Here is a 25,396-nt window from a genome sequence, read left to right as displayed (position 1 = left end):
GTGAACCCCAGCCCCGCGTCGGCGGTCGGCGGCCCCACCTGGTCGGCCGACCAGATCGGCCGCGTCGCTGCGCCGCTGCGTGAGCAGGCCGTCACGCTGGTCCGCGACGCGATCCTCGGGTTCCGCCTCGAACCGGGGCAGCGGCTCGTCGAGCGCGAGCTCGTGGAGCAGCTCGGCATCTCACGCGCGACGGTGCGTGAGGTCCTGCGCCAGCTCGCCACGGAGGGGCTGGTCACGGTCGTGCCGCAACGGGGTGCGGTCGTCACCGCGCTCTCCGCGGAGGACGCCGCCGACCTCTACGAGATGCGCGCGTCGCTCGAGGCGCTCGCCGTGCAGCGGTTCGTGCAGCGGGCCACGCCCGAGCACGTCGCCGAACTGCGCGCCGCCGTCACCGAGATCGAACACACCGCCAGCGCGGCCGACCCGCAGGACCAGCTCGCCGCGAAGGACCGCTTCTACGCGGTGCTCTTCACCGGCTCCGGCAGCGAGCCGCTGCAACAGACCCTCGCCGGGCTGCAGGCCCGGGTGCGGCTGCTACGCGCCACGTCCCTGTCCGAGCCCGGCCGGCCTGCGGAGGCCGCGGCCGAGCTGCGGGCAGTGGTCGACGCGGTGGAGGCGGGCGACGCCGAGGCCGCGGCCGCCGCCTGCGCCCGGCACATCCACAACGCCGCGCGCACCGCCCTCGCGCGCCTGCGTTCCGGCAGCTGAGCCCGTGTGAAGCGGATCCTCAGGCCACGGCCTCGTCCGCGATCAGGCGGACGGCGTCGAACCGGGTGTGCCTGCGCAGCGTGAAGCCGAGCTTCTCGTACAGCCGGATGGCGTCGACGTTCGAGGCGGCGGCGTGCAGCAGCGGGGTCTCGCCTCGTTCGCGGATCCCGGCGGCGACCGCCCGCACGAGCCGGGCGGCCAGGCCGCGGCCGCGGTGTCGTTCGTCGGTGCAGACGGCGCTGATCTCGGTCCAGCCGGGTGGGTGCAGCCGTTCGCCCGCCATCGCGACGAGGTCGCCGTCGTGCCGGATGCCGAGGTAGGTGCCCATCTCGATGGTGCGCGGCAGGAACGGCCCGGGTCGCGTGCGCTCGACGAGGGCGAGCATCTGCGGGACGTCGGCCGGGCCGAGCACCACGGCCCCGGGATCCGGCTCGGCCGCGACGCCCGCGTCGACGAGCTGGACACCCGGGATGTCGGCGACGACCTCCCAGCCCGGCGGCGGTGCGATGCGGGGGGCCGAGACGGCCGCGGTCGCGTCCGGTCCGACCAGCGCCGCGAGGTCGGCCCACGCGCCCGGGTCCGGCCCGTCGGGTAGCGCGATGAACGGGCACACATCCGGCGGGTAGCGCAGTACGGAGCCGCTGCGGACCGCGAAGTGCGCGTGCGGGCCGAGCAGGGCCGAGCGGACCGGGTTGTCCAGGACGTGCTGCTCGCTCACGGGCGAGGTCCTCCGAGGGGTGGGGGCTCGACGACCGCTCGCGCGGTACGGATCGATCTCCACTATGCCCGGCCGGAACGGTCGCGCGACGTGATCTACGGCGGGTCGGGCTGCACGCGGTGCCGTGTGGTGCACAGCGTGGCCAGGAGCAGCAGCAGGGCGGTCTGGCCGAGCACCCCCGGCGCCAGCGTCGGAGCAGGCCCGACCGTCTTGGTGACCGCGTACCAGCCCTTCTCGAGCAGCGGCAGGGATGCCCAGGTGTCGGCGAAGCGCTGGTCGAGCTCGCCCGCCTCGAAGTTGACGAGGATGTGTTCGAGCACGCCGTACCCCGAGGCGCCGAGAACGACGACCCCGAGCACTCGGATGATCACCGTGCCCCGTTCGCCCGGCAGCAGGAACAGCGTCGTGGCGACGATGAGCACGGCCAGCGCCAGCCACGGGATCAGTTGCTCGAGGCTGTTCCAGTGCCGTTCGCTCGCCAGCTCGAACGCGGTGGCGAGAATGCCGATCACGGTCAGCGCGACGAGGCACCGTCGCACGAGGACCACGACCGGTGCGTCGCCGGGCGCGACGGGTCTCACGGGGCGAGCGCGGAAACGATCTTGTCGGTCGTCTCCTGGCCGGGGTTGTACTTGGCGAGGTTCTGCCGGAGCTTGCCGAGGTTCGGGTCGTCGGCGGGGTAGGGGCGGTACTCGACGACCTCCTCGGCCCAGCGCTCCGGGTTGCTCACGCCCGCGCTCTCCAGCGCAGCCGCGATCTCGTCCTCCGAGGCCGTGTTCGCCGACACCTTCGACGCGGCCGGCGCGGCCGCACCGGTGGTCGCGCCGGTCGTGGTGGGGCCGGAGCCGGAGCTGGTCACGGGCGCGGACGGGGCGGCGGCGCTCGGAGCGTCGGTCGAGCCACCCCCGCAGGCTGCGAGGCCGAGCACGAGAACGCCTGCCACGGATGCGGCGGCCAGTCGGATCGGACGAAAGATCATCGGGATCTCCTGTTCGGGGTGTCGTGCCGGAGGCACCCACAGAATCCCGACTTACCCTGTGCGCACGCTGAGGAACGAATGTCCTTCGAGGCCCCGGGACGCTCGCCCCTGCCGGGAGCGGCCCGTTCTGGTTCGCTGGTGACGTCGCACCCGAGCACATCGACCCGGAGGGGACCTCGATGACGGTCACGGCAGGCGGCGGTGCATCGATCAGGAGCCGAGCGGACGTCGCCGAGCTGGAGCGGCTGGACGCGTGGTGGCGGGCGGCGAACTACCTGTCGGTGGGGCAGATCTATCTGCTCGACAACCCGTTGCTGAGCAAGCCGTTGCGCCCGGAGCACGTCAAGCCGCGGCTGCTCGGGCACTGGGGCACGACCCCTGGTCTGACGTTCCTGTGGGCGCACCTCAACCGCGTGCTGGTGCGGCGAGGGCTGGACGCGCTGTTCGTCACGGGGCCGGGGCATGGCGGTCCGGCGGTCGTGGCCACCGCGTGGCTGGAGGGCACCTACAGCGAGCGCTTCCCGGATGTCGGGCGTGACGCCCCGGGCATGCGCCGGCTGTTCCGGCAGTTCTCCTTCCCCGGTGGGATCCCCAGCCACGCCGCCCCGGAGACGCCGGGTTCGATCCACGAGGGCGGCGAGCTGGGCTACTCGCTGGCGCACGCCTACGGTGCGGCGCTGGACAACCCGGACCTGTTGGTGGCCTGCGTGGTCGGTGACGGCGAGGCCGAGACCGGCCCGCTGGCCACGTCCTGGCACGCGAACAAGTTCCTCGACCCGGTCAGCGACGGCACCGTCCTGCCGATCCTGCACCTCAACGGCTACAAGATCGCGAACCCGACCGTCCTGTCGCGGATCCCGGAGCACGAGCTGATGTCCCTGCTGGAGGGCTACGGCCACGAGCCCGTCCTGGTGGACGTGGACGCGGACGAGGACCCGATGGTCGTGCACGCCCGCACGGCGGGGGCGATGGACCGGGTGCTCGACCGGATCGCCGACATCCGCGCCCGCGCCGTGGCCGCCGAGTCGGCCGAGCGGCCGCGGTGGCCGGTGCTCGTGCTGCGGAGCCCGAAGGGCTGGACCGGGCCGCGCGTGGTCGACGGCCTACCGGTCGAGGGCACGTGGCGGGCGCACCAGGTGCCGCTGGCGCGCGTCCGCGAGGACCCGGCCCATCTGGCCCAGCTGGAGGCCTGGATGCGCTCCTACCGGCCGGAGGAGCTGTTCGACGGCGAGGGCAGGCCGGTGCCCGGGCTCGACGGTGCGGCGCCGTCGGGGGAGCGGCGGATGAGCGCCACCCCGCACGCGAACGGCGGGGAGCTGCTGCGGCCGCTGCGGCTGCCGGACTTCCGCGAGCAGACCGTCGAGGTGCCGCGGCCCGGTGCCGTCACCGCGGAGGCCACCCGCGTGCTCGGCGAGTGGGTGCGCGAGGTCGTGCGGGCGAACCCGTCGAGCTTCCGGCTGGTCGGCCCGGACGAGGTGGCGTCCAACCGGTTGCAGGCGGTGTTCGAGGTGACCGACCGCCTGTTCACCGGGGAGATCCTGCCGACCGACGAGCACCTGAGCCCGCACGGGCGGGTCTTGGAGGTGCTGTCGGAGCACCTGTGCGAGGGCTGGCTGGAGGGCTACCTGCTCACCGGCCGCCACGGCCTGTTCACCTGCTACGAGGCGTTCGTCCACATCGTCGACTCGATGGTCAACCAGCACGCAAAGTGGATCAAGGTGAGCCGCTCGATCCCGTGGCGGCGCCCGATCGCGGCGCTGAACTTCCTGCTCACCAGCCACGTCTGGCGCCAGGACCACAACGGCTTCTCCCACCAGGACCCCGGCTTCATCGACCACGTGGTGAACAAGAAGCCGGAGATCGTGCGGGTGTACCTGCCACCGGACGCGAACACGCTGCTGTCCACGATGGACCACTGCCTGCGCAGCCGTGACTACATCAACGTGGTCGTGGCGGGGAAGCAGGAGGCGCCGCAGTGGCTCGACCGCGACGCCGCCGTCGCGCACTGCGCCCGCGGTATCGGGATCTGGGAGTGGGCGAGCAGCGACGCGGGGAGCGAGACGGACGTCGTGCTGGCGTGCTGCGGGGACGTGCCGACGCTGGAGACGCTCGCCGCGGTGACCCTGCTGCGCCGGTACCTGCCGCAGCTGCGGGTCCGGGTGGTCAACGTGGTGGACCTGATGCGCCTGCAGGACCCGACCGAGCATCCGCACGGCCTGTCCGATCGCGAGTACGACCTGCTGTTCCCGCCGGACACCCCGGTGATCTTCGCGTTCCACGGTTACCCGTGGCTGATCCACCGGCTGACCTACCGGCGGCACAACCACGATCGGCTGCACGTGCGGGGCTACAAGGAGGAGGGCACGACCACCACGCCGTTCGACATGCTGATGCTCAACGACCTCGACCGGTTCCACCTGGTGGCCGACGTCATCGACCGGGTGCCCGGCCTCGGCACGCGGCACGCCGCGCTGCGCCAGCACATGCTGGACGAGCGGCTGCGGTGCCGGGAGCACACCCGCCGCACCGGCGAGGACCCGCCCGACGTCCGGGACTGGGAGTGGCCCGGCTGATGCAGGTCCTGGTGGTCAACGCCGGGTCGAGCACGGTGAAGATCCGGCTCCTCGACGCAGGCGACGAGGTCGTGCACCGGGTGGACCTCGCCGCGGACCGCGGCAGGCCCGAACCGGGGGCGCTGGAGGACGCGCTGGCCGGGACGGGGCCGATCGATGCCGTTGGTCACCGGGTCGTGCACGGTGGGCCGGCGTTCCACGGGCCGGTGCGCGTCGACGATGCGGTGCTGGCGGAGCTGGACGGGCTCGCCGTGCTCGCGCCGCTGCACCAGGTGCCCGCGCTCGCCGCGGTGCGCGCCGCGGCGGAGGCTCTCCCCGGGATCCCCGCGGTGGCGTGCTTCGACACCGCCTTCCACGCGGACATGCCGGCCGCGGCGAGCACCTACGCGCTGCCGGCGCGCTGGCGCGACGAGCTGGGCGTGCGCCGGTACGGCTTCCACGGGCTCGCCCACGAGTGGGCCGCCCGCCGGGCCGCGGCGCTCGCCGGCCCTGGTGCCCGCACCGTCGTGGCGCACCTCGGTTCGGGGGCGTCGGCGTGCGCGGTGGCGTGGGAGGGCGACCGGCCGCGGTCGGTGGACACGACGATGGGATTCACGCCGACCGCCGGCCTCGTGATGGGCACGCGCACCGGTGATCTGGACCCCGCGGTCCCGCTGTGGCTGGTCGAGTCGGCCGGTCTCGGCCCGGACGACGTCGCCGCCGCGCTGGACCGCCGGTCCGGGCTGCTGGGCCTCGCCGGCACGGCCGACATGCGGGAGGTGCTCGCCGCCGAGGCCGCCGGTGGGCCCGGCGCCGCGCTCGCCGTCGCGGTCTGGCTGCACCGCCTACGTGCGCAGGTTGCGGCGATGGCGGCGGCCCTCGGCGGGCTGGACGCGCTGGTGTTCAGCGGCGGCATCGGGGAGAACGCCGCCGGGCTGCGCGGACGGGCGGTCGCCGGGCTCGGCTTCCTGGGCCTCGCGCTCGACCCGGACGCGAACGCGGCGGCCGACCCCGACGGCGAGACCGACGTCAGCGCGGCCGGCGCGCGGGCGCGCACCCTCGTCGTGCACAGCAGGGAGGACCTCGTCATCGCCGCCCAGGTGCGGGACCTCCTCGACGGTCCCGCGGCTGCGCCGAGCCCCGGCGGTGCGGTCGATCGGTGGGGCTGGAGCCGGTAGCGGGAGTACCGCAGCTCGTACGCGCTCGCCGCCGGTCCACCGGCAGCGTCGAGACGACGCCGGCGACGACGGCGATCGCCAGCCCACCACCTGGGTCGATGCGCCGGCGATCGCGAACCCGCCGGCCACCGCGGTGCCCAGCAGGCCCAGCGACATGGAACACGAGCGCGTCCGTCCGTGAGCGGCCCCCGGCTACGCGAAATCGCTAGCCGATCACCTGCCCGTTGCGGCTGCCGGGGTTCGGCCGGGTCGGGCGGCGTCGCGGTCCAGGCCGGGACCGGCGCCGGTCGCGACGAGTTGCACCGCGTCGCCGACGCCGCTCTCCAGAACTGGCCGCCCACCCGACGAGAACCCGGCCGGAATCGCGGCACTGGCGTCGTGCCGGGATGCGAGACGGTTTCGCGTCCAGTGGTACGCTCCGGGCTCGATCGGCCCCCACGAATGCGCGGATGTGACGGCGACGGAGAAACCGAGCAGCAGCGTTCGGTCCATGAACAGCGTCCTGAGCACGCTTCGCGTCCTCGAGGAGGTCGCCGCGCGCCAGCCCATCGGCGTCTCGGAGCTCGCGCGCGTGACCTCGATGCCGAAGAGCTCGGTCCAGCGCTGCCTCGTCACGCTGCAGCAGGCCGGCTGGCTGCGCATCGTCGACTCGGATCGCACCCGGTGGGGCGTGACGATGAAGGCGCTCGCCATCGGCCTGCGGGGGACCGGTGAGCAGGACCTGCGCGACCTCGCCCGGCCGGTGATCAAGCGGCTCGCCGCCGAGACCGACGAGACGGTGCACTTCTCGCTGCGCGACGGCGACGAGGTCATCATCATCGCGAGGGAGGACACCTCGCAGGTCGTCCGGGTGTTCATCGAGGTCGGCACGCGCCTGCCGCTGCGGGCCACGTCGGCGGGGGTCGCGATACTGGCCCGCCTCGACCCGGCGGAGGCCGCCGAGGTGCTGAAGCGCCCCGTCGAGAACTTCGCCGAGCCGATCCCCGGGGTCGACGAGCTGCGGGAGGAGATCGCCCGGACCGCGGAGCGGGGCTATTCGCTCAACGGGTCGTCGTGGTTCCGTCCGCACGTGACCTCCCTCGGCGCGGCCGTAACCAACGCGACGGGGCGCCCCATCGCGGCGGTGACGTTGTCGATCCCCGAGATGCGTTTCGCGCCGTCGGAGGAGGCGGCGTTGGCGCGGCTGACCGTCGCTGCCGCGGAGGAGATCAGCGGGTTGATCTCCTCCGCCTAGCAGGGGCGGTGGTTCAGAAGGCGCGGTGGTACTGCCTCGGCCAGGACTCGAGCGGGTCGCGGTCCCGGGCGCGCAGGGCCCAGTAGGGGTCGCGCAGCATCGCCCGGCCGACGAGCACCGCGTCCACCAGCTCGGGGACCGCCTCGTCGAGGTGGTGCGGCTCGGAGATCGCCCCCGACGCCGCGACGAGGACGCCGGTCGAGCGGAACTGCGGGCCGTACCGGGCCGTGTGCAGCGGCTCGGCCGGCCGCGGCGCCTCCGGGACTAGGGCGCCGACCGAGAGGTCGATCACGTCGACGCCGGTGGCGCCCAGCCGGGCCGCGACGGTGGTCATGTCCCGGGTGCTGAGCCCGCCCTCCAGCAGGTCCTCGGCGGGCAGCCGGACGATCACCGGCTTGTCCTCCGGCCACCCCGTGCGCAGGGCGCGCACCATCTCGAGCGGGAACCGCAACCGCCGCTCCAGGTCGCCGCCCCACTCGTCGGTCCGACGGTTGGCCAGCGGCGAGAGGAACTCGTGGAACAGGTACCCGTTGGCGCCGTGCAGTTCGAGCACCCGGTAGCCGGCGCGGTGCGCGTTCGCGGCGGCCCGCGCGATGTCCTCCAGGATCCGCGTGCCGTCCCGCGTGGTCATCTCGGCCGGCACGGCCAGGTCGGCGAACGGGATGGCCGAGGGGGCCAGCGGTTGCCACCCGCCCTCGCCCGGCGGCACCGGGTGCCGGGTGCCGGCGGTGCTCCACGGCACACCGTGCGAGCTCTTGCGCCCCGCGACGCCGAGCTGGACCGCCGGCACCGCACCGAGTGAGCTGATGAGCGTCGCGAGCCGCTCGTGGCCTGCCACCTGCTCCTCGGTGTACAAGCCGAGGTCGCGGTCGGTGGTGCGCATGTCCGGGGCGACGCCGGTGCACTCCACGACGACCATGCCGGCGCCGCCCGCTGCCCGGGACCCGTAGTGGGCCAGGTGCCAGCCGGTCGGGGCGCCCGCGGCGTCGGCCGAGTACTGGCACATCGGGGAGAGCCACACCCGGTTCGGGATCGACACGTCCCTGAGCCGGATGGCGCTCCAGGCCGTGGGTGCCATCTAGTCGACCCTGGAGGCGAGGAGGAGCGCGGCGGTCTCCGCGGGCTGCTCGACGAGGAAGTGGTGGCTGCCCAGGTCGTGGACGACGAAGTCGATCCGGTCGCCGTAGCGGTCCACGGCCGCCGGATCGAGGAGGCCGCGCACCGCGAGCGTCGTGACCGGCTGGCGCACGGCGGCCAGCGCCTCGTCCATGTCCCACCGCAGCAACCCGTCGAGCGCGGCCGCGCCGATCGGCGGCGCGATGCTCGACATCTTCCGGAAGATCGCCTCGCCGAAGGCGGGATCCGTGTCGGGGACCGAGCCCATGACGACGAGGCCGCGCACGGCGGCCGGGAAGTCGTCCTCGAAGGACGCGACCATCTCCCGGGCGGCCGCGTCCTCGACCGCCGGGTACAGGCCGAGGTAGTGGAACGAGTCGATCCCGATCACCTGGGTGACCAGGTCGGGCCGCAGGCGCGCGAGCTCGACCGCCACCGCGCCCCCGAGCGAGTGCCCGACGACGGCGCAGCGCCCGACCGACTCCGCGTCGGCCACCGCCGCGACGTCCCGCGCGAACTCCTGCACGGTCCACGCGGTGCGCGCCGAGCGCGAGTCGCCGTGCCCCGGCAGGTCCACGGTGATCACCCGGTGCGTGGCGGGCAGGAACGTGGCGACCTCCGCGAAGTCGGAACCGCGGCACCCCCAGCCGTGGACGTAGACCCAGGTCGGCCCGTCCTCGGGGCCGCTCACCGTGTAGTGGATCGCTGTGTCGCTGTGGGTCGCTGTGTCGCTGTGGGTCGCTGTGTCGTTGTGGGTCGCTGTGCCGTTGTGGGTCGCTGTGTCGTTGTGGGTCGCTGTGCCGTCGGTCCGCTGCACCCTGCGGGTGGCTCCTTCGACGCCGACTGTGGCCACCTAACCTCCTCGTGCCACGATGGTGAACGCTGTACCTACTGACGGAACGCTAGGCGGAGGGTTGCAGCACGTCAACCGTGGGCGGTGGCGCCGCGGGTGATCTGTGCCGCACGACGGCCCGAGTGGACGGTTCCGTCCGCATCCACCCGGACGGACGGGTCGAGCTCGCGGGACGAGGTCTCGACGAGTGCCCTGATCCGGTGGGCCGTCGGGGGATCGGCGACGTGCGGCTCACCGAGCGCGTCGAGGATGATCGGGACGATCCGCAGGCGCGGGTCCCGCTCCGCGGTCAGGTCCACTTCGAAGACGGCCCCCTCGAACCAGGGGGTCCCCTCGAACAGGCGGGAGGCCCGGTAGGGCAGGCCGAAGTAGGTGTCGGGCCGGCGCACCTCGCCCGCGTGGAACAGGAAGTTGCCGAGCGAGTAGAGGATGAGCCCGTCGTGCCAGCGCTCGACCGGGTGCAGGCAGTGCGGGTGGGTTCCCGCCACGACGTCGGCTCCAGCGTCGACCAGCCGCCGCCCGAGAGTCTGCTGGTACTGCGCCAGCGGTCCCTGGTTCGGGGGGAGGTAGGCGAACGGGACGCCCCAGTGGAGGCACACCACCACGCGGTCGGCCGCCGCCCGGGCCGCGCGCACCCGGTTCTCGACCCGCACGACGTCCGCCTCCTGGGCGGCGCTGTGCACGAACGGCGGTGTGCCGGGTTGTTCCTGTGCCAGCGTCCCGTCCACGGCGAAGCTCTGGGCGATCCGCAGCGGCGCGATGCCGGGTCGGATCGCGGTGGCGTTGGCCCCTGGCGGCAGGGTGGCGCAGAAGCTGAGCACTGCCACGCGCGCTCCCCGCGGCGTGTCGACGACGACCCCGGCGTCGGCCTCGGCGAGCGTGCGGCCGCCCCCGGCGTGCCGGATACCGGCGTCGTCGAGGGTGCGCAACGTGCTCAGCAGGCCCTCCGCGCCGTGGTCGAGCGCGTGGTTCGTGGCCACCGAGACGACGTCGACGCCCATGGCGCGCAGCGGCCCCGCGGTCGAGGTGGGGAGCCGGATCGTCATCTCCTTCTCGGTCGGGCGGTCGGCGTCCACGAGCGGGGCCTCGAGGTTCGCGATCGTGAGGTCGCCGCGCCGCAGCAGCGGGAGGGCCGAGTCGCCGCACCCACCTGCGGGCTCCCGGGCGAGGACGGTGTCACCGACGAGAACGATCTTCACGGGCTTCCTCCGCGGGAACGGTGGTTGACAGGGGGACGGAGCTCGGTTCGAATAACGTGCCGCAACGTAGCATTGTCGTGCCGCAATGGTGAACGATGCTGATCCCCATGCTGGAGGCGAACCCGCGATGTCACCCACCCGCTACCGCGGATACCAGTCCTTCTCCTACCTCGAGGCGGGGACGGACTACACCGAGTTCGTCCCCTCGGCCGACGTCGGACGGCTGCCGGAGCACGATCTCGGGCTGACCGCCGCCGAGTCGGCGCGGGCGGAGCGCCTCCTGGCCGACACCGTCGTGGTGTCGCTGCACGACCACCCCGTGCGGTTGCCCCGGCACACGAGGACCGAGCTGTTCGACTGGAACCGGGGCGCCCGCCTCGCCTACGGCTACGAGGGGCTGAGCCGGTCCGGTCTGGACGCGGTGTTCGACAACCTCGGGTGGGGGGCCTGCGAGTCCCGCAACGGGTGGAAGTGGGACGACGTCATCACCGACCTCGGCATGCGGTTCTGCGACTTCGCGCACCAGGACTACGTGATCAGGGCGGAGTCGGTCGCCGACATCCGGCGGGCCCACGCGGAGGGGCGGCTCGCCGTGGTCGCCGGCCTCGAGGGCGCGGCGCTGATCGAGAACGAGATCGACCGGCTCGACGTGCTCTACGGGTTGGGGGTGCGGCAGATCGGCATCGCCTACAGCGACGCCAACGCACTCGGCAGCGGGCTGCGCGAGCGCGGCGACGGTGGCCTGACCTCGCTCGGGCGACGCGCCGTCCGGCGCATGAACCAGCTCGGGATGGCCGTCGACGTGTCGCACTCCGGGGACCGGACCGCGCTCGAGGTGATCGAGGCCAGCGAGCGGCCGGTGCTCATCACGCACGCCGGGGCGCGGGGGGTCTGGGACACCCCGCGGATGAAGCCCGACGAGGTCATCCGGGCCTGCGCCGAGTCGGGCGGGGTCATCGGGATCGAGGCCGCGCCGTACACGACCCTGAGCGCGCGGCACCGCCGGCATTCCATCGAGTCGGTGATGGACCACTTCCGCTACTGCGTCGACCTGGTCGGGATCGAGCACGTCGCCTTCGGCCCGGACACCTTCTTCGGCGACCACCTGGACCTCCACCACGTGATGAGCGAGAAGTGGGGCGTCGCGGACACCATCAGGTCCGGCCCGGAGTTCGAGACGGTCGACGCCGTCGCCGGGATGGAGAACCCCGGCGAGTGCTTCCGGAACATCACCCGCTGGCTCGTCCGGCACGGCTACTCCGACGACGAGATCGCCGCCGTCATCGGGGGGAACGTGCTCCGTGTACTCGAGAAGATCTGGTGAGCCGCACCGTGGGCACGCGGAAGGTGCTCGGCGCGGGATGATCGGGCACGCCGTCGAGTCCTACGACTTCGTGATCTACGGATCGTCCGCGACCGTCATCGCCAGGCACTTCTTCCCGAGCGATGACCCCACCCTCGCGATCCTGTCGACGCTCGCCGTCTACGGCATCGCCTTCGTGGTGCGCCCGATCGGTGCCATCGTGTTCGGCAGCATCGGCGACCGTCGGGGCCGCCGGACCGCGCTGTCCGCCGTGGTGCTGATCATGGCCGGGTCCACCGCGGCGATCGCGGTGCTGCCCGGCTACGCGACGGCCGGGATCGCCGCCCCGCTCCTGCTGTTGTGCTGCCGGCTCGCCCAGGGCATCTCGATGGGCGCCGAGTACACGAGTGCGGCCTCCTACGTGGTGGAGCAGGCGCCCGCGGACCGGCGCGGGCTGTGGGTCAGCGCGGTGAACAGCGCCACCTTCGTCGGATCGGCCTTCGCCGCGCTCGCGCTGCTCGCGCTGCAGGTGCTGGCGCCCGCGGCGTACGCCGACTGGACCTGGCGGCTGGCCTTCCTCTTCGGCGGCGTCATGGCGCTGGTCGGGCTCTACATGCGGCTGCGCCTGGAGGAGACGACCACCTTCCGCGCCCTCGAGCGCATGGGGGAGGTGTCGGACCGGCCGGTGCGGGACTCGTTACGTGACCGGCGGACCTTCCTCCTGCTGTTCGCGGTCTTCGCCCTGCTCGCCGTCGTCGTCCACAACCTCCTCGGCTACTTCCCGACGTACCTGGTGGCGACCGGTGGTCTCGCCGAGGGCACGGTGCTGACCGCCGGGGTCGTGGCGCTCCTGTCGTGTGCCGCGATGTGCGTCCTGACCGGTCTGCTCGTCGACCGGTTCGGTCGCAGGCCGCTGCTGGTCGTCGGCGTGGCCCTCGCCGTCGCGGGATCCGTGCCGGCATACCTCCTGGCGGGCGGCGGGACGTTGCTCAGCACACTGGGCGCCGAGATCCTCCTGGTCCTGCCGGCCGCGATCGTCGGGATGTCGGCCACGATCCTGGCGGTCGAGATCGTGCCGCCGCACATCCGCGCCACCAGCACGGCGCTTGCGTACAACGCGGCCTATGCGGTGTTCGGCGGCACGGCCCCGATCCTCGGCGCACTGCTCACCGCGTGGCTCGGGCGGCTCGCCCCCGGCGCGTACATCACGGTGCTGGCGGTGATCGCCCTGCTCGTCGTGGTGGTCGCGATGCCGGAGACGCGCAACCGCGCGGTGGCCGAACCCGAACCGGTCGAGGACGACGAAGATTCCGAGGTGCTCCGTGGCGTCAGTTGAGGTGTCCACGTCCCCATCGGTGAAGGACCGGATCGCCGCCGAGTTCGACCGGCACGAGCCCGCGGTCGTCGAGCTCTCGCGCCGGATCGGAGCGCATCCGGAGCTCGCCTTCGAGGAGCACCGCACCGCCGCCGCCGTCGTGGAGCTGCTGAAGGCCCACGGCGGGTTCGACGTCGAGGAAGGGGTGGCCGGTCTCCCCACTGCCGTCGCGGCCACCACGGGCGGTGGGTCCCTCGCCATCGGTCTGTGCGCCGAGCTGGACGCGCTGCCGGGGATCGGGCACGGGTGCGCGCACAACGTCATCACCGGGGCGTCGGTGGCGGCGGCACTCGCCCTCGCCCCCGTCGCCGACGAGCTGGACCTGACGGTCCGGCTGCTGGGCACGCCCGCGGAGGAGGTGCTGGCCGGGAAGGCGATCATGCTGCGCGAAGGCGCCTTCGACGGCCTGCACGCCGCGATGATGATGCACCCGACGCTGAAGGACATGGCCACTCCGCACATCCGCGCGGTCCGGCATTGGTCGATCTCCTACCAGGGGCGCACCGCCCATGCGTCACGGCCGTTCGAGGCGCTCAACGCGGCCGACGCGGTCACGGTCGCGCAGGTCGGGATCGGGCTGCTGCGCCAGCAGAAGCGGGATGCGGACCGGATCCACACCTGGGTGAAGGAGGCGGGGGCGGCGGTCAACGTGATCCCGGGTACCGCCACCGTGGAATGCATGGTCAGAGCCGACACGCTCGAGGACGTCGACCTCCTCTGGCCGCGGGTGCGCCATTGCTTCGAGGCGGGTGCGCTGGCCGCGGGCGTGGCGCTGGAGATCACCGAGCTGGCCTCGGCCAACGGGTTCCGGCACGACCGGGACCTGGCGGGCCTCTTCCAGGCCAACGCCGAGGCGCTGGGGCGGACGTTCCCCGACTACGCCGACCGCTCGCTCGGGTCCACCGACATGGCCGAGGTCTCGGTGCACATGCCGGCGATCCACCCGGTCCTGTCGTTCGACTCCCCGCCGGAGGACGGGAACCACACCGCCGCGTTCGCCCGCACCGCATCCGGACCGGAGGGCGCGCGGGCGATCCACGACGGCGGGCTCGCGCTCGCATGGACCGTCGCCGATGCGGCCCGCGACGATGCGGTCCGCCGGCGCCTCACCGAGGCCGGCCCGTTCGGCTGGCAGGAGGCGGCGGCAGCCGGCTGACCGACGGGGAACGGGGCCACCGGGCGCCGACGCGCCCGGTGGCCCCGTCGCGGTTCAGACGCCGACCGGGGTGAGGGTCTCGCCCATCCACCGCGCGATCGCGGTGGTCCTGGCGTCGGTGCCCGGCTGCCCCATCACCTGGAGGCCGAAGGGGAGGCCACCCACGCCCATGAGCGGGACGTTCACGGCCGGGGCGCCCAGCAGTGAGCTCGGGAAGTTGAACCCCGGGTCCCCGGTCGGCCACGGCACCGGCGGCTGTCCGGGCACGTCGCCCGACCACACCGGCGCCGGCCCGCTCGACGTCGGCGCGATGACCGCGTCGGCGCGCGGGCCGAGCAGCGCGTACGTGGCCTGCACCGCGGCGCGCGTGCGCAGGGCCTCCTCGTAGCCCGCCGCCCCGAGCCGCTCCGCGGCCTCGAGGAAGAAGCGCTTGCCCCGCGCGCTGACGGCGTCGGCGTCGTTCGCCACGACGTCGCGGAACGCCCACGAGTGCTCCCACGCGAGGATCCCGCTCCCGAGGTCCGTGACGCCCACGAGGGACCGCTCGACCCGCTCCACCATCGGATCGGCTGCCCGCCGCAGCACCGCCACACCTGCGGCCTCGACCTGGGCGACGACCTGTTCGAACGCGTCGCGGCTGACCGGGTCCAGCCGCTCCCAGGTCTCGGTCTCGATCACGGCCACGGTTCCGGGCCTGCGTGCGGGCGGCGGTGCGGCGGGTCCGTGCAGGGCGGGACGGCCCGGGTCGCCGCCCGCGCGCGATGCGATCGCGATCGCGACGAGCCACATGTCCTCCGGGCACGCGGCCAGGACGCCGTGCGATGTCATGCTCGCGGTCTGCCGCTCGCCGCGGTTGATGGCGCCCTGGGACGGTTTGAGGCCCCACGCGCCGTTGAAGCTCGCCGGCCGCATGAGCGAACCACCGGTCTGCGTCGCGATCGTGGCGGGCACCATCCGCGCCCCGACCGCGGCGCCCGAGCCGGACGATGAGCCGCCGGGGGTGTGCCGCGGGTCGAAGGGGTTCGTCGTGGGGCTCGGCTCCGGACCGCCCAGCTCCGTGGTCGCGGTCTTCCCGAGCACGACCGCGCCTGCCTGGCGGAGGGCCCAGACCGCCGCGTTGTCCCGTTTCGGGAAGTTGCCCGCGAAGGCGGCGCAGCCCATCCGGGTCGGCATGTCGCGCGTCTCCAGCAGGTCCTTGATGCCGATCGGGAGACCGTCGACCGGGGACAGCGGCTCGCCCCGCCGCCAGCGCTCGGTACTGGCGTCCGCCTGTGCGCGCGCACCGTCCTCGTTCAGCACGACCCACGCCCGCACGACCGGCTCGCGCTCGGCGATCGTCGCCAGGCAGCGCTCCAGGTACTCGCGCGGGGAGTCGGTGCCGTCGCGGAACGCCGGGGTCGCGGTGTGGAAGCGCAGGCCCTCGAACGTGGACGGGTCGTAGGCGAGGACACCGTCGGCGCGGGCGCCGTCATGGGCTCTCCTTCGGCAGGGTGGTCGGCAGCATTGGTGTGCCTTAACATGGAACGAGAGTGCCATATTTCGGCACATCCTTGGCTGCCGGTACTGCCGGTGTCAACCACGTCGGGCGTGGTCGTCCGTCCTCCGGGGCCTCGGTGGTCCGGACAATTCGCGGGCACGTTCCCGCCATGTGGCCGTCGGCTTGTGGAGCGACACCCGGCCGACGACGATCGCTGCGTGATCTCGGCGTGGGCCCACCCGGTGTGCGGTACGGGCCCCACCGCAACCGCCGGCCCGATCGACGGCGCTGTGGCGGATGCGCCGGATCCGGCCGACCACCGCCTCACCCACCCCGGGACCCGATGAGCCGCATCCTGCTGAACGCCTTCGACATGGCCTGCGTCGGGCACCAGTCCGTCGGTCTGTGGCGCCACCCGGACGACCAGGGGCACCGCTACACCGACATCGGATACTGGACCGACCTCGCCCGGCTGCTCGAACGCGGCGGTTTCGACGCGCTCTTCCTGGCCGACGTCCTCGGCGTCTACGACGTGTACGGCCGCTCGCGCGACGTGGCGGTCCGCGAGGCGGTCCAGGTGCCGGTCAACGACCCGATCATGGCAATCTCCGCGATGGCCGCGGTCACCGAGCACCTCGGCTTCGGGGTCACGGCGTCCGTGACCTACGAGCAGCCCTACGCGCTCGCACGCAGGATGACGACCCTCGACCACCTCACGAAGGGGCGCATCGCGTGGAACGTGGTGACGTCCTACCTGGAGAGCGCCGCCCGGAACCTGGGCCGCGACCAGCAGATCCCGCACGACGAGCGCTACGACCTCGCCGAGGAGTACCTGGAGGTCTGCTACAAGCTCTGGGAGGGCTCGTGGGAGCCGGGCGCGGTGGTCCGTGACGCGGAACGCGGCGTGTACACCGACCCGGCCAAGGTGCACGACATCGAGCACAAGGGGCGGTACTTCGAGGTGCCGGGGCCGTTCCTGTGTGAGCCGTCACCCCAGCGCACCCCGGTGATCTTCCAGGCGGGGGCGTCGTCGCGGGGCAGCCGTTTCGCCGCCGCCCACGCGGAGGCCGTGTTCGTCAACGGCCCGACCCCCGGGGTCGTGCGCGGGTTCGTCGAGCGGATCCGCGAGCAGGCCGGCGAGGCGGGCCGGGACCCGTCGGCCATCAAGGTCTTCGCGATGCTGACCCCGATCGCGGCCGAGACCGATGCGGCCGCGATCGCGAAGCGCGACTCCTACCTCGAGCACGTGAGCCACGAGGGTGCGCTCGCCCTGTTCGGCGGGTGGACCGGGGTCGACCTCTCCGGCGCCCGGCCCGGGCAGCGGCTGGAGTACGTCGAGACCGATGCGACCCGCACCGCACTGGCCGCCTTCACCACAGCGGATCCCGACCGGGAGTGGACGGTCGAGGAGCTGGCCCGGTTCGTCGCGATCGGTGGGCGCGGGCCCGTGGTCGTGGGTTCCGGCGCGACCGTCGCCGACGAGATGGAGCGCTGGGTGGACGAGGCGGGCGTCGACGGGTTCAACCTCGCCCACGTCGTCACGCCCGGCACGTTCGTCGACTTCGTCGAGCACGTCGTGCCGGAGCTGCGGTGCCGGGGCCGGGCGCAGGACGGGTACGCAGCGGCGACGCTGCGGGAGAACCTGCGTACCGCGGCGGGCCCGCAGCTGGCCCCCGACCACCCCGGGGCGCGCTACCGGCGGGCAGCGCCGTGACCGTGTGCGCCGTGACCGTGTGCGCCGTGACCGTGTGCGGCCGGAGCTTCTCCGGGGCGCGGCGGTGGCACATCGACCTGTGCCGCACGCAGGCCGCGCTCTGTCGCTGAGCCTTCCGCTCGTCCCTTTCCCCACGCCCGGATGTGCCGGGCGTCTCCCGGTGCCCGTCGCGCGCCACGGGACCGCTTGCCCGAAACGGTGGATGTGCCATGACTGCGGAAGCAGCACCCCCGCGCCCCGAAGACCGGCGGAACGCGATCAAGGCGGTCGTCGCCGGAACGATCGGCACCACGATCGAGTGGTACGACTTCTACATCTACGGCCTGGTCGCCGGGCTGGTGTTCAACAAGCTCTTCTTCCCGGAGTTCGATCCGCTGGCGGGAACGCTGCTGGCCTTCTCGACGTTCTTCGTCGGGTTCCTGGCCCGGCCGTTGGGTGCCGTCATCTTCGGGCACCTCGGTGACCGGATCGGGCGGAAGGCGAGCCTGGTCGCGACGCTGACCCTGATGGCGATCGGCACCGTCCTCGTCGGCGTCGTGCCCACCTACGAGACCGGCGGCATCTGGGGCGCGGTGATCCTGGTCGTCCTGCGGGTGGTCCAAGGGATCGGCGTCGGCGGTGAGTGGAGCGGCTCGGTCCTCCTGGCCACCGAGTGGGCGACGTTCAGCAAGCGCCGGGGGTTCACCGGCAGCTGGGCGCAGTGGGGATCGCCCGCCGGTCTGACCCTGGCCACCGCGGCCCTCTCCGTGGTCAGCAGCCTGGGCCAGGACCAGATCATGACCTGGGGATGGCGGATACCGTTCCTGGTCAGCTTCGTGCTCTTCGGCGTGGGAATGTGGATCCGGCTCGGGATCCTCGAGACGCCGTTCTTCGAGCGGATGGTGGCCACGGAGCGGCGGTCGTCCCGCCCGGTCGCCGAGGCGATCCGCAACAACGGCCGCGAGATCGTGCTCACCTGCCTGATCCGCATGGGCCAGCACGCGTCGTTCTACCTCTTCACGACGTTCGCCCTGTCCTACGGGGTGGCCAACCTCGGGCTGCCCCAGCAGTCGTTCCTCACCGTGATCCTGATCGCGGGGATCGTCTCGCTCGTCACGACGCCGTTGTGGGGTTGGCTCTCCGATGTCATCGGCCGCCGGCGCATGTACCTCATCGGCGTGGTGACGATGCTCGTCTTCGCCATCCCGTACTTCGCGGTGCTGGAGTCGGGCAGTTTCGCGCTGATCGCCGTCTTCGTGGTCCTGTCCCTCGTGGTCCACGACATGCAGTACGGGCCGCAGGCCGCGCTGATCGCCGAGAGCTTCCCCGCACCGGTCCGCTACAGCGGTTCCGCGCTGGGGTACCAGCTCTCGTCGATCACCTCGGCCGGTCCGGCGCCGATCGTCGCCACCTACCTGGCAGCGCAGTTCGGGAGCGCCCTCCCCGCGGGCCTCTACCTGGTCGCGCTGTGCGCGATCGCCCTCGTCGCGACGGTGCTGCTGCGGCCACAGGGCCGGATGAGCGAGGAATCGCCTGGCGCGGCCGCACCCAGCAGCGCGCACTGATCAGCCGGCGTCCGTCAGTCCCCACCACGGCCGTAGGTCTCGAGCAGCCGCAGCCAGACCTCGCTGAGGGTGGGGAAGGCCGGGACGGCGTGCCAGAGCCGGTCGATCGGGACCTCGGCGGCGACGGCGATGGTCGCGGCGTGGAGGAGCTCGGCGACGTCGGGCCCGACGAGGGTGAAACCGACGATGACCTCCCGGTCCTCGTCGACCACCATGCGCGCCTGTCCCTCGTACCCGTCCGCGTGCAGGGCGGCCCCGGCGACGGCGCCGAGGTCGTGGTCGACGACCCGGGCCCGGATCCCCGCTTCGGCGGCGACGGCCGCGGTCAGGCCCACGGAGGCGACCTCGGGTTCGGTGAAGACGACCTGGGGCACGGCGCGTTCGTCGGCGGTGGCGGCGTGCCGCCCCCATGGGCGGTTGTCGACCTGTGTCCCCCGTGCGCGCGCCACGATGGTGTCCCCGACGGCGCGCGCCTGGTACTTGCCCTGGTGGGTGAGCAGTACCCGCCGGTTGACGTCGCCGGCGGCGTAGAGCCAGCCGTCGCCGACCGGTGCGCCGGTGGCGTCGAGGACCCGCAGGGTGTCGTCCACCGTGAGCCAGGCGCCGGGGGTCAGGCCGATGCGGTCGAGGCCCACGCCGTGGGTGTTGGGCCGGCGCCCGACGGCGACGAGGAGTTCGTCGGCCTCGATCCGTTCGCCGTCGGTGAGGGTGATGTGCACGGTTCCGGCGTCGTCGCGGTGCACGGTGTCGGCCTCGGCGCCCAGCCGGATCGACGCGCCGGCCTTCTGCAGCGCTTCGCTCACCCGTTCCCCGGCGAAGGGTTCGGCGGTGGGTAGGACCCCGTCGCGGGCCAGCACGGTGACGGCGGAGCCGAGGCCGGTGAACGCGGTGGCCATCTCCATCGCGACCACCCCGCCGCCGATGATCGCCAGCCGGCCGGGGGGCCGGCGGGCGGCCGCGGCGTCGCGGCTGGTCCAGGGCATCGCCTGCGCCATACCGGGAAGGTCGGGGACGAGCGCGCTGGTCCCGGTGGCGATGACCACGGCGTGGCGCGCTGTCAGCGTCACCGTGCCCGCGTCGTCGTCGATCACCTCGACGGTGCGGTGGGCGCTGATGCGCCCCTGCCCCCGGTAGAGCGAGATCCCGGCCTGCTTCAGCCAGGACACCTGCCCGTCGTCCTTCCAGTGCGAGGCGAAGTCGTCGCGCCGCTGCAGCACCGCCGCGGCGTCCAGGTCGCCGGTCACCGCTTCCCGGGCGCCGGGAAGGCTGCGCGCCGCGCGCAACGCGGCCGTGCTGCGCAGCAGTGCCTTGGTGGGCATGCACGCCCAATAGGAGCATTCACCACCGACGAGTTCCTGCTCGACGATGGCCACGCTCAGCCCGCCTTGCACCACCCGATCGGCGACGTTCTCCCCGACCGGGCCGGCGCCGATGACCACGACGTCGAACACTCCCGTACTCGAACCCGTGTCCGTGTCCGCATTCGTGGCCACGGTCAGTTCCCTGTGGCGGCGCGGCCGAGTCGCAGCGCCGAGACGAGGAAGAAGATCCCGCCGAGCACGGCGTAGCCCGCGACCCTGCCCAGCGTCTGGCCGTCGGCGGCGGCCTGCATGATGAACGACGTCCCCGCGAACACCGAGATGGCCCCGCTGGCGATCATCGCCCACTGGCCGCCCATCCTGCGGCGGGTGAGGGCCACGATGAGCTGGACGATCCCCGCGACGATGGCCCACCCACCCCACACACGCAGGACCGCCGGGATGCCGGAGGTGAGGCCGACGATCAGGCCGATCGCGGCGAGCGTGCTGATCGCGATGTTCACGTACAGGAGCCGGGTCGATCCGCTCGCCCCCGACGAGCGGGCATCGACGATCGCGGCGGCCACGTCGAACAACGGGTACAGCACGATCAGCGTCACGCTCAGCGGCCCGACGCTCGACCCGACCACGAACATCAGTCCGGCCCACACGATCGCGAACCCGAAACGCACGAAATACAGTCTTCGGAGAACGGGCGCGTTGCTCGTCGAGCTCGACGCAGCGGCGGTGGTCATGGTGATCCTTTCGATCGTTGTGGTGTCCGCGAGTGCGGTTCATCGGCGAGTGGGGCCGGCCGGACCGACTGGCGGGGAGTGGCTCCGCCGATGGGCGAGAGCCATCCCTCCATCAGATAGACGAACCAGTACGTCTATCTGAGATACGGTTCCGTGCCGGGTTCAGCCGGCGCAAGTGGAAGTGGTGCACGCCACGACCGGTGCGACACGTGGGTCGGGCGAACTGGGGGTGGCCGGCGACGTTCGATCTTGTAGAGTGAGCGTTCCATACAGGCGAGAGTATCCCTCGTCCGGCACGTTCGTCCACTTCGGCTCACGGGCTCGCCTGCGCGAGCCCGAGTCGAGCGTCGCAACGAAGCGGGGTTCACATGAGCGTCCTCGAGCAGGTCAAGAGCGCACCGATGAGTCGTGTCCAGGCTAGGGCGGTCGCCCTGTGCCTCGTGATCAACCTGGTCGACGGGTTCGATCTCCTGGTGACGTCCTTCGTCGGGCCGACGATCGCGCGTGAGTGGGGCCTGACGCCGTCCCAGGTGGGGGTCCTGCTCAGCAGCGGGCTCGCGGGCATGGCCGTCGGGGCGTTGTTCCTCGCCCCGCTGGCCGACCGGATCGGGCGCCGTCGCCTGACGCTGGGGTGCCTCGCCCTGGCCTCGCTCGGCATGGTGGCCGCGTCCGTGGCGCAGGACTTCGGGCAGCTCGTGGCCTGCCGCCTCGGGACGGGCGCCGCGGTGGGGGCGATGGCGGCGAGCCTGCCGGTGCTGGCGTCGGAGTACGCCAACCACCGGAGGCGGGGTCTGGTCGTCGCGCTGATCACCACCGGGTACGGCCTCGGTGCGATCATCGCGGGCGTCGCGACGAGCCTGCTGGTCGGATCGTACGGTTGGCGGGCGGTGTTCGTGCTCGGGTGCGTCGCCACCGCGATCCTGTTCGTCGCGGGTGCGCGCTACCTGCCCGAGTCGATGGACTACCTCGTGGCCTGCCGTCCTCGCGACGCGCTCGCGCGGTTGAACCGGATCCTCGTCTCGATCGGCCACGCGCCGGTCGAGACGCTGCCGGAGACCGTGCCCGCTTCGCGGAAGGCGGCCCTCGACGCGGTCTTCCGGGGGCGCAACGCGGTGCGCACCGTGCTGGTCTGGATCGCGTTCACCGCGGCGCAGATGACGTTCTACTTCGCCAGCTCGTGGACCCCGAGCCTGCTGCTGGAGGCCGGGATGTCCACCCAGCAGGGCATCAGCGGGGGCGTGCTGTTCAGCCTCGGCGGCGTCACGGGTGCGGTGCTACTGGGGCTGCTCGCGATGCGTGTCGAGCCCCGGCGGCTCACGGCGACCTACTTCCTCGTCGCCGCGATCGCACTGGCCCTCTTCTCCGTCTCCCTGGGGTCGCTGGCCGGCGCGCTGGTGGCGGCGGTGCTCGTGGGGCTCCTGCTCAACGGCTCGGTGTCGGGCATCAACGTCATCGTCCCGGCCCTCTACCCGGCGGGGGCGCGTGCGACGGCGCTCGGGCTGGCGGTCGCGGTGAGCAGGCTGGGTGCCGTGCTGGCGCCCTTGCTCGCCGGCTTCCTGCTGCAGGCGGGATGGACCCCCGGGTCGATGTTCCTGATCTTCGCCGGACCGGCCGTGGTCGGCGCCGGGGCAACCCTGCTCCTCGCCCGCGAGTCGCTGCCTCGTCCCGCCGACGCAGCCCCGGTGGCGTCCCGTGGTTCGACCGGGATCGCCGAGGAAGTGGCGACGCAGCACTGACGTGAGCCCGAGATCGACCGTGTCGGCGAAGCCCGAGCAATATAGCGTGCGTTCCATACAGGAGGTGAAGGTGTCAGGGGCTTCGGAGGTTGCCGGACGGAGCTCGGTGCTCGTCCTGCTCCACGGTGGCGGACCGGGTGTCGACGCCGCGAGCAACTGGGCTGCGGTGCGGCCCGGGCTCGAGGCCGGGTTCCGCTGCCTCGCTCCCGACCTCCTCGGCTTCGGCACGCAGATCGCGGGCGGGGAGGCCGGGCTCCGCGGGCCGGCCGCGTGGGCCCGGGCCCGCGCCCGGCAGGTGCTGGACCTGCTCGACGGTCACGGGCTGCGGCGCGTGCACGTCGTCGGCAACTCGGCCGCGGGGGGTGCCGCCGCGCTCGCACTGATGGCCGAGGCGCCCGACCGGGTCGAGCGCGCCGTCCTGATGGGCGGTGCCGGCACCGGGCCGCCGCCGAGCACCGTCCCCTTCTACGACGCACCCACGAGGGAGTCCATGCGCGCCACGCTCGCCCGTCTCGTCGCCCATGAGCGCACCCACCGTGAGCTCCTCGACGCCCTCGCCGAGCTCCGGCTGGAGCGGGCCCTGCGTCCCGGGGCCGAGGCGGCCTTCCGGTCCATGTTCGAGGCCGACGACGGTCCGGGCGCCGACCCGGCGCGCATCGAGACCCCGGTCCTCGCCCTGCACGGGGAGCACGACCGGGTCAGCCCGGTCGACGTCTCCGCGCGGCTGGCCGATGCCCTGCCCCGCGGCCGCCTCGAGGTCGTGGCGGGGGCCGGACACTGGATCCACGTCGACCGGCCGGACGAGTTCTGCACACTGGTGGGGGAGTTCCTGAGCGCATGAATCCCGAGCGCGTGAACCCTGCAGCCGACAGCCCCGGCGACCGCACCGGCGTCCTCGTCGTCGGCGCCGGGCCCACGGGCCTGACCCTCGCCATCGACCTCGCGCGCCGCGGTGTGCCGTGCCACGTCGTGGAAGCGAGGACCGAGCGGCCCGTGAACCCCCGGTGCAACACGACGTCCGCGCGGTCGATGGAGATCTTCCGGCGGCTGGGGATCGCCGACGAGATCCGGCGCTCCGGTCTGCCCGAGGACCACCCGGGCTCGGTCCAGTACCGGACGACGCTGCGGGGCGAGGAGATCTTCCGCCTCGACCTGCCGTCGGCCGCCCAGGTGCTGGCGGGGGTCGGCAGGGACTCATGGCCCACCCCGGAGCCGCAGCACCGGATCTCGCAGCTGTTCCTGGAACCCATCCTGGAGCGGCACGCGCGCGGGCTCCCCGGGCTGACGCTCGAGCGCGGGGCCCGGCTGGTCGCGCTGCGCCAGCACGCGGACCACGTCGAGGCGGTCGTCGAGTCGGGCGAGCACGCGGGCGCCACCCGGGTGCTGCGCTGCGACCACGTGGTCGGCTGCGACGGCGCCCACAGCGCCGTCCGCCGCCAGCTGGGGATCCGCTACCAGGGTGTGGAGGCGATCCAGAAGTTCGTCTCGACGTTCGTGCGCTCGCCCGAGCTGGGACGGATGGCCGCCCGCGACCGGGCCTGGACCTACTGGACCTACGGTCGCAGGCTCGCCTCCCTGATCGCCATCGACGGGGACGAGCTGTGGCTGAACCACGTCGCCTTCGCCCCGGACCACGACACCGACGGCGAGGACCCCGAGCGGCTGCTGCGCGAGGCCGTCGGGGGCGCGGTCGAGCACGAGGTGCTCGGCGTGGTGCGCTGGACGGGCCGCCAGCTCGTGGCCGAGCGCTACCACGACGGGCGGGTGTTCCTGGCGGGCGACGCCGCCCACATCTGGATCCCCGTCGGGGGGTTCGGCATGAACGCGGGCATCCAGGACGCGGCCACGTTGGGCTGGATGCTGGCGGCGGTGCACCACGGCTGGGCGCCGCCGGACCTGCTGGCCGCCTACGAGTCGGAACGCAAGCCGGTGGGGGAGCAGTTCGCGGGCGCGGTGGGCGCGGCCGCGCGGGTGTCCCTCGCGGACGTCTCGCCGGACATCCACCTGACCGGACCGGAGGGGGTGCGCGCCCGCGCGGCGCTCGCCGACCGGCTCGCCGTGACCGAGCCGCACCGGTACTCGCCCGACGGCTTCAGCTTCGGCTACCACTACGCGGCCTCGCCGCTGGTGGTCGGGGGCGAGGAACAGGCGGCCATCAGCATGGGTGGTTACGAGGAGCGGGCACGTCCGGGCTTCCGGCTTCCGCACACCTGGCTCCCCGACGGCCGGTCCGTGCTCGACGTGCTCGGGCCCGGCTTCACCCTCCTGCGGACCGACGCGGGCGTCGACGTCGGGCCATGGGTCGAGGCGGCCCGGGAGCGGAACATCCCCCTCGCCGTGGCCGACGTGCCGGCGTGCCGGCTCGACCGCTATCCCACCGCGCTCCTGCTGGTGCGCCCGGACCAGCACGTCGCCTGGATGGGCGGCGTGGACGCCCACCCCGACGAGTTGCTGCAGACGGTCACCGGGCGCGTCGCCGCCCGCCAGCGGTAGGAACCTGG

22 protein-coding genes are annotated in these 25,396 nt (G+C 73.1%); 12 read left to right on the top strand and 10 right to left on the bottom strand.

The genetic code is table 11. The annotated features are described in order from the left end of the window. The gene (locus ABEA81_RS06760; RefSeq protein ID WP_345603942.1) at nt 1-708 is read left to right on the top strand and encodes a GntR family transcriptional regulator; all 708 of its coding nucleotides are present in this window, start codon (nt 1-3) and stop codon (nt 706-708) included. 19 nt (nt 709-727) lie between these two features. On the opposite strand, the gene ABEA81_RS06755 is transcribed toward ABEA81_RS06760, so the two are convergent. The 3 genes from ABEA81_RS06755 to ABEA81_RS06745 form a co-directional block, all read right to left on the bottom strand. Beyond that, the gene (locus ABEA81_RS06755) at nt 728-1,426 is read right to left on the bottom strand and encodes a GNAT family N-acetyltransferase (RefSeq protein ID WP_345603941.1); all 699 of its coding nucleotides are present in this window, start codon (nt 1,424-1,426) and stop codon (nt 728-730) included. 95 nt (nt 1,427-1,521) lie between these two features. Further along, nucleotides 1,522-2,007, bottom strand: a complete 486-nt coding sequence (locus ABEA81_RS06750; RefSeq protein WP_345603940.1) for a hypothetical protein — start codon at nt 2,005-2,007, stop codon at nt 1,522-1,524. Next, a complete protein-coding gene (locus ABEA81_RS06745) occupies nt 2,004-2,405 on the bottom strand; it encodes a hypothetical protein (protein ID WP_345603939.1) in 402 nt (133 codons plus the stop codon). Before ABEA81_RS06745 ends, ABEA81_RS06750 begins: the two co-directional genes overlap by 4 nt. Before the next feature lie 179 nt (nt 2,406-2,584). On the opposite strand from ABEA81_RS06745, the gene ABEA81_RS06740 reads away from it, so the two are divergent. After that, nucleotides 2,585-4,978 (top strand): phosphoketolase family protein, encoded by a 2,394-nt coding sequence (locus ABEA81_RS06740; RefSeq protein ID WP_345603938.1) that lies wholly within the window; start codon nt 2,585-2,587, stop codon nt 4,976-4,978. Next, nucleotides 4,978-6,135: an acetate/propionate family kinase gene (locus tag ABEA81_RS06735; RefSeq protein WP_345603937.1), complete on the top strand. Its 1,158-nt coding sequence runs from the start codon at nt 4,978-4,980 to the stop codon at nt 6,133-6,135. The genes ABEA81_RS06740 and ABEA81_RS06735 overlap by 1 nt, the downstream gene beginning before the upstream one ends. 213 nt (nt 6,136-6,348) lie before the next feature. Here ABEA81_RS06735 and ABEA81_RS06730 read toward each other — a convergent pair whose 3' ends face one another. After that, a complete protein-coding gene (locus tag ABEA81_RS06730) occupies nt 6,349-6,645 on the bottom strand; it encodes a hypothetical protein (protein ID WP_345603936.1) in 297 nt (98 codons plus the stop codon). On the opposite strand from ABEA81_RS06730, the gene ABEA81_RS06725 reads away from it, so the two are divergent. Beyond that, entirely contained in the window at nt 6,626-7,369 is a 744-nt protein-coding gene (locus tag ABEA81_RS06725; RefSeq protein ID WP_345603935.1) for an IclR family transcriptional regulator, read from the top strand. The genes ABEA81_RS06730 and ABEA81_RS06725 overlap by 20 nt on opposite strands. A 13-nt stretch (nt 7,370-7,382) precedes the next feature. Here ABEA81_RS06725 and ABEA81_RS06720 read toward each other — a convergent pair whose 3' ends face one another. From ABEA81_RS06720 to ABEA81_RS06710, 3 genes are all read right to left on the bottom strand, one after another. Beyond that, entirely contained in the window at nt 7,383-8,447 is a 1,065-nt protein-coding gene (locus ABEA81_RS06720) for an oxidoreductase (RefSeq protein ID WP_345603934.1), read from the bottom strand. Then, nucleotides 8,448-9,176, bottom strand: a complete 729-nt coding sequence (locus tag ABEA81_RS06715; RefSeq protein ID WP_345603933.1) for an alpha/beta fold hydrolase — start codon at nt 9,174-9,176, stop codon at nt 8,448-8,450. A 233-nt stretch (nt 9,177-9,409) separates the two neighbouring features. Then, nucleotides 9,410-10,537 (bottom strand): CapA family protein, encoded by a 1,128-nt coding sequence (locus tag ABEA81_RS06710; protein WP_345603932.1) that lies wholly within the window; start codon nt 10,535-10,537, stop codon nt 9,410-9,412. Between the two features lie 127 nt (nt 10,538-10,664). Here ABEA81_RS06710 and ABEA81_RS06705 point away from each other — a divergent pair, with 127 nt between their 5' ends. The 3 genes from ABEA81_RS06705 to ABEA81_RS06695 are packed head-to-tail and all read left to right on the top strand — an operon-like array spanning nt 10,665 to nt 14,371. After that, complete coding sequence (locus ABEA81_RS06705) at nt 10,665-11,861, top strand: dipeptidase (protein WP_345603931.1); 1,197 nt, start codon at nt 10,665-10,667, stop codon at nt 11,859-11,861. 37 nt (nt 11,862-11,898) lie between these two features. Next, nucleotides 11,899-13,176: an MFS transporter gene (locus ABEA81_RS06700; RefSeq protein WP_345603930.1), complete on the top strand. Its 1,278-nt coding sequence runs from the start codon at nt 11,899-11,901 to the stop codon at nt 13,174-13,176. Beyond that, complete coding sequence (locus tag ABEA81_RS06695; protein ID WP_345603928.1) at nt 13,163-14,371, top strand: amidohydrolase; 1,209 nt, start codon at nt 13,163-13,165, stop codon at nt 14,369-14,371. The genes ABEA81_RS06700 and ABEA81_RS06695 overlap by 14 nt, the downstream gene beginning before the upstream one ends. A gap of 54 nt (nt 14,372-14,425) precedes the next feature. Here the strand turns inward: ABEA81_RS06695 and ABEA81_RS06690 are convergent, their stop codons facing one another. Next, on the bottom strand, nt 14,426-15,907 hold the full coding sequence (locus ABEA81_RS06690) for an amidase (RefSeq protein WP_345603926.1): 1,482 nt from the start codon (nt 15,905-15,907) through the stop codon (nt 14,426-14,428). Between the two features lie 284 nt (nt 15,908-16,191). Here ABEA81_RS06690 and ABEA81_RS06685 point away from each other — a divergent pair, with 284 nt between their 5' ends. Further along, nucleotides 16,192-17,562 carry an LLM class flavin-dependent oxidoreductase gene (locus ABEA81_RS06685; protein WP_345603925.1) on the top strand — a complete coding sequence of 457 codons (1,371 nt, stop codon included), beginning with the start codon at nt 16,192-16,194 and terminating at the stop codon, nt 17,560-17,562. Between the two features lie 209 nt (nt 17,563-17,771). After that, nucleotides 17,772-19,106, top strand: a complete 1,335-nt coding sequence (locus ABEA81_RS06680; RefSeq protein ID WP_345603924.1) for an MFS transporter — start codon at nt 17,772-17,774, stop codon at nt 19,104-19,106. Between the two features lie 14 nt (nt 19,107-19,120). Here ABEA81_RS06680 and ABEA81_RS06675 read toward each other — a convergent pair whose 3' ends face one another. Together ABEA81_RS06675 and ABEA81_RS06670 are read right to left on the bottom strand one after the other, a co-directional pair. Further along, nucleotides 19,121-20,599 (bottom strand): dihydrolipoyl dehydrogenase family protein, encoded by a 1,479-nt coding sequence (locus tag ABEA81_RS06675; RefSeq protein ID WP_345603923.1) that lies wholly within the window; start codon nt 20,597-20,599, stop codon nt 19,121-19,123. Between the two features lie 2 nt (nt 20,600-20,601). Beyond that, nucleotides 20,602-21,159, bottom strand: a complete 558-nt coding sequence (locus ABEA81_RS06670) for a hypothetical protein (protein ID WP_345603922.1) — start codon at nt 21,157-21,159, stop codon at nt 20,602-20,604. A gap of 401 nt (nt 21,160-21,560) precedes the next feature. Here ABEA81_RS06670 and ABEA81_RS06665 point away from each other — a divergent pair, with 401 nt between their 5' ends. The 3 genes from ABEA81_RS06665 (at nt 21,561) to ABEA81_RS06655 (ending at nt 25,388) form a co-directional block, all read left to right on the top strand. Continuing rightward, a complete protein-coding gene (locus tag ABEA81_RS06665) occupies nt 21,561-22,895 on the top strand; it encodes an MFS transporter (protein ID WP_345603921.1) in 1,335 nt (444 codons plus the stop codon). Nucleotides 22,896-23,001: 106 nt separating this feature from the next. Continuing rightward, a complete protein-coding gene (locus tag ABEA81_RS06660) occupies nt 23,002-23,736 on the top strand; it encodes an alpha/beta fold hydrolase (RefSeq protein WP_345603920.1) in 735 nt (244 codons plus the stop codon). An 11-nt stretch (nt 23,737-23,747) separates the two neighbouring features. Then, nucleotides 23,748-25,388 carry an FAD-dependent monooxygenase gene (locus tag ABEA81_RS06655; protein WP_345603919.1) on the top strand — a complete coding sequence of 547 codons (1,641 nt, stop codon included), beginning with the start codon at nt 23,748-23,750 and terminating at the stop codon, nt 25,386-25,388. Nucleotides 25,389-25,396 lie beyond the last annotated feature (8 nt).

The sequence above is a fragment of the Pseudonocardia adelaidensis genome, assembly GCF_039543345.1.
Taxonomy (GTDB): Bacteria; Actinomycetota; Actinomycetes; order Mycobacteriales; family Pseudonocardiaceae; genus Pseudonocardia; species Pseudonocardia adelaidensis.
This window is presented reverse-complemented; position numbering and strand designations above follow the sequence as displayed.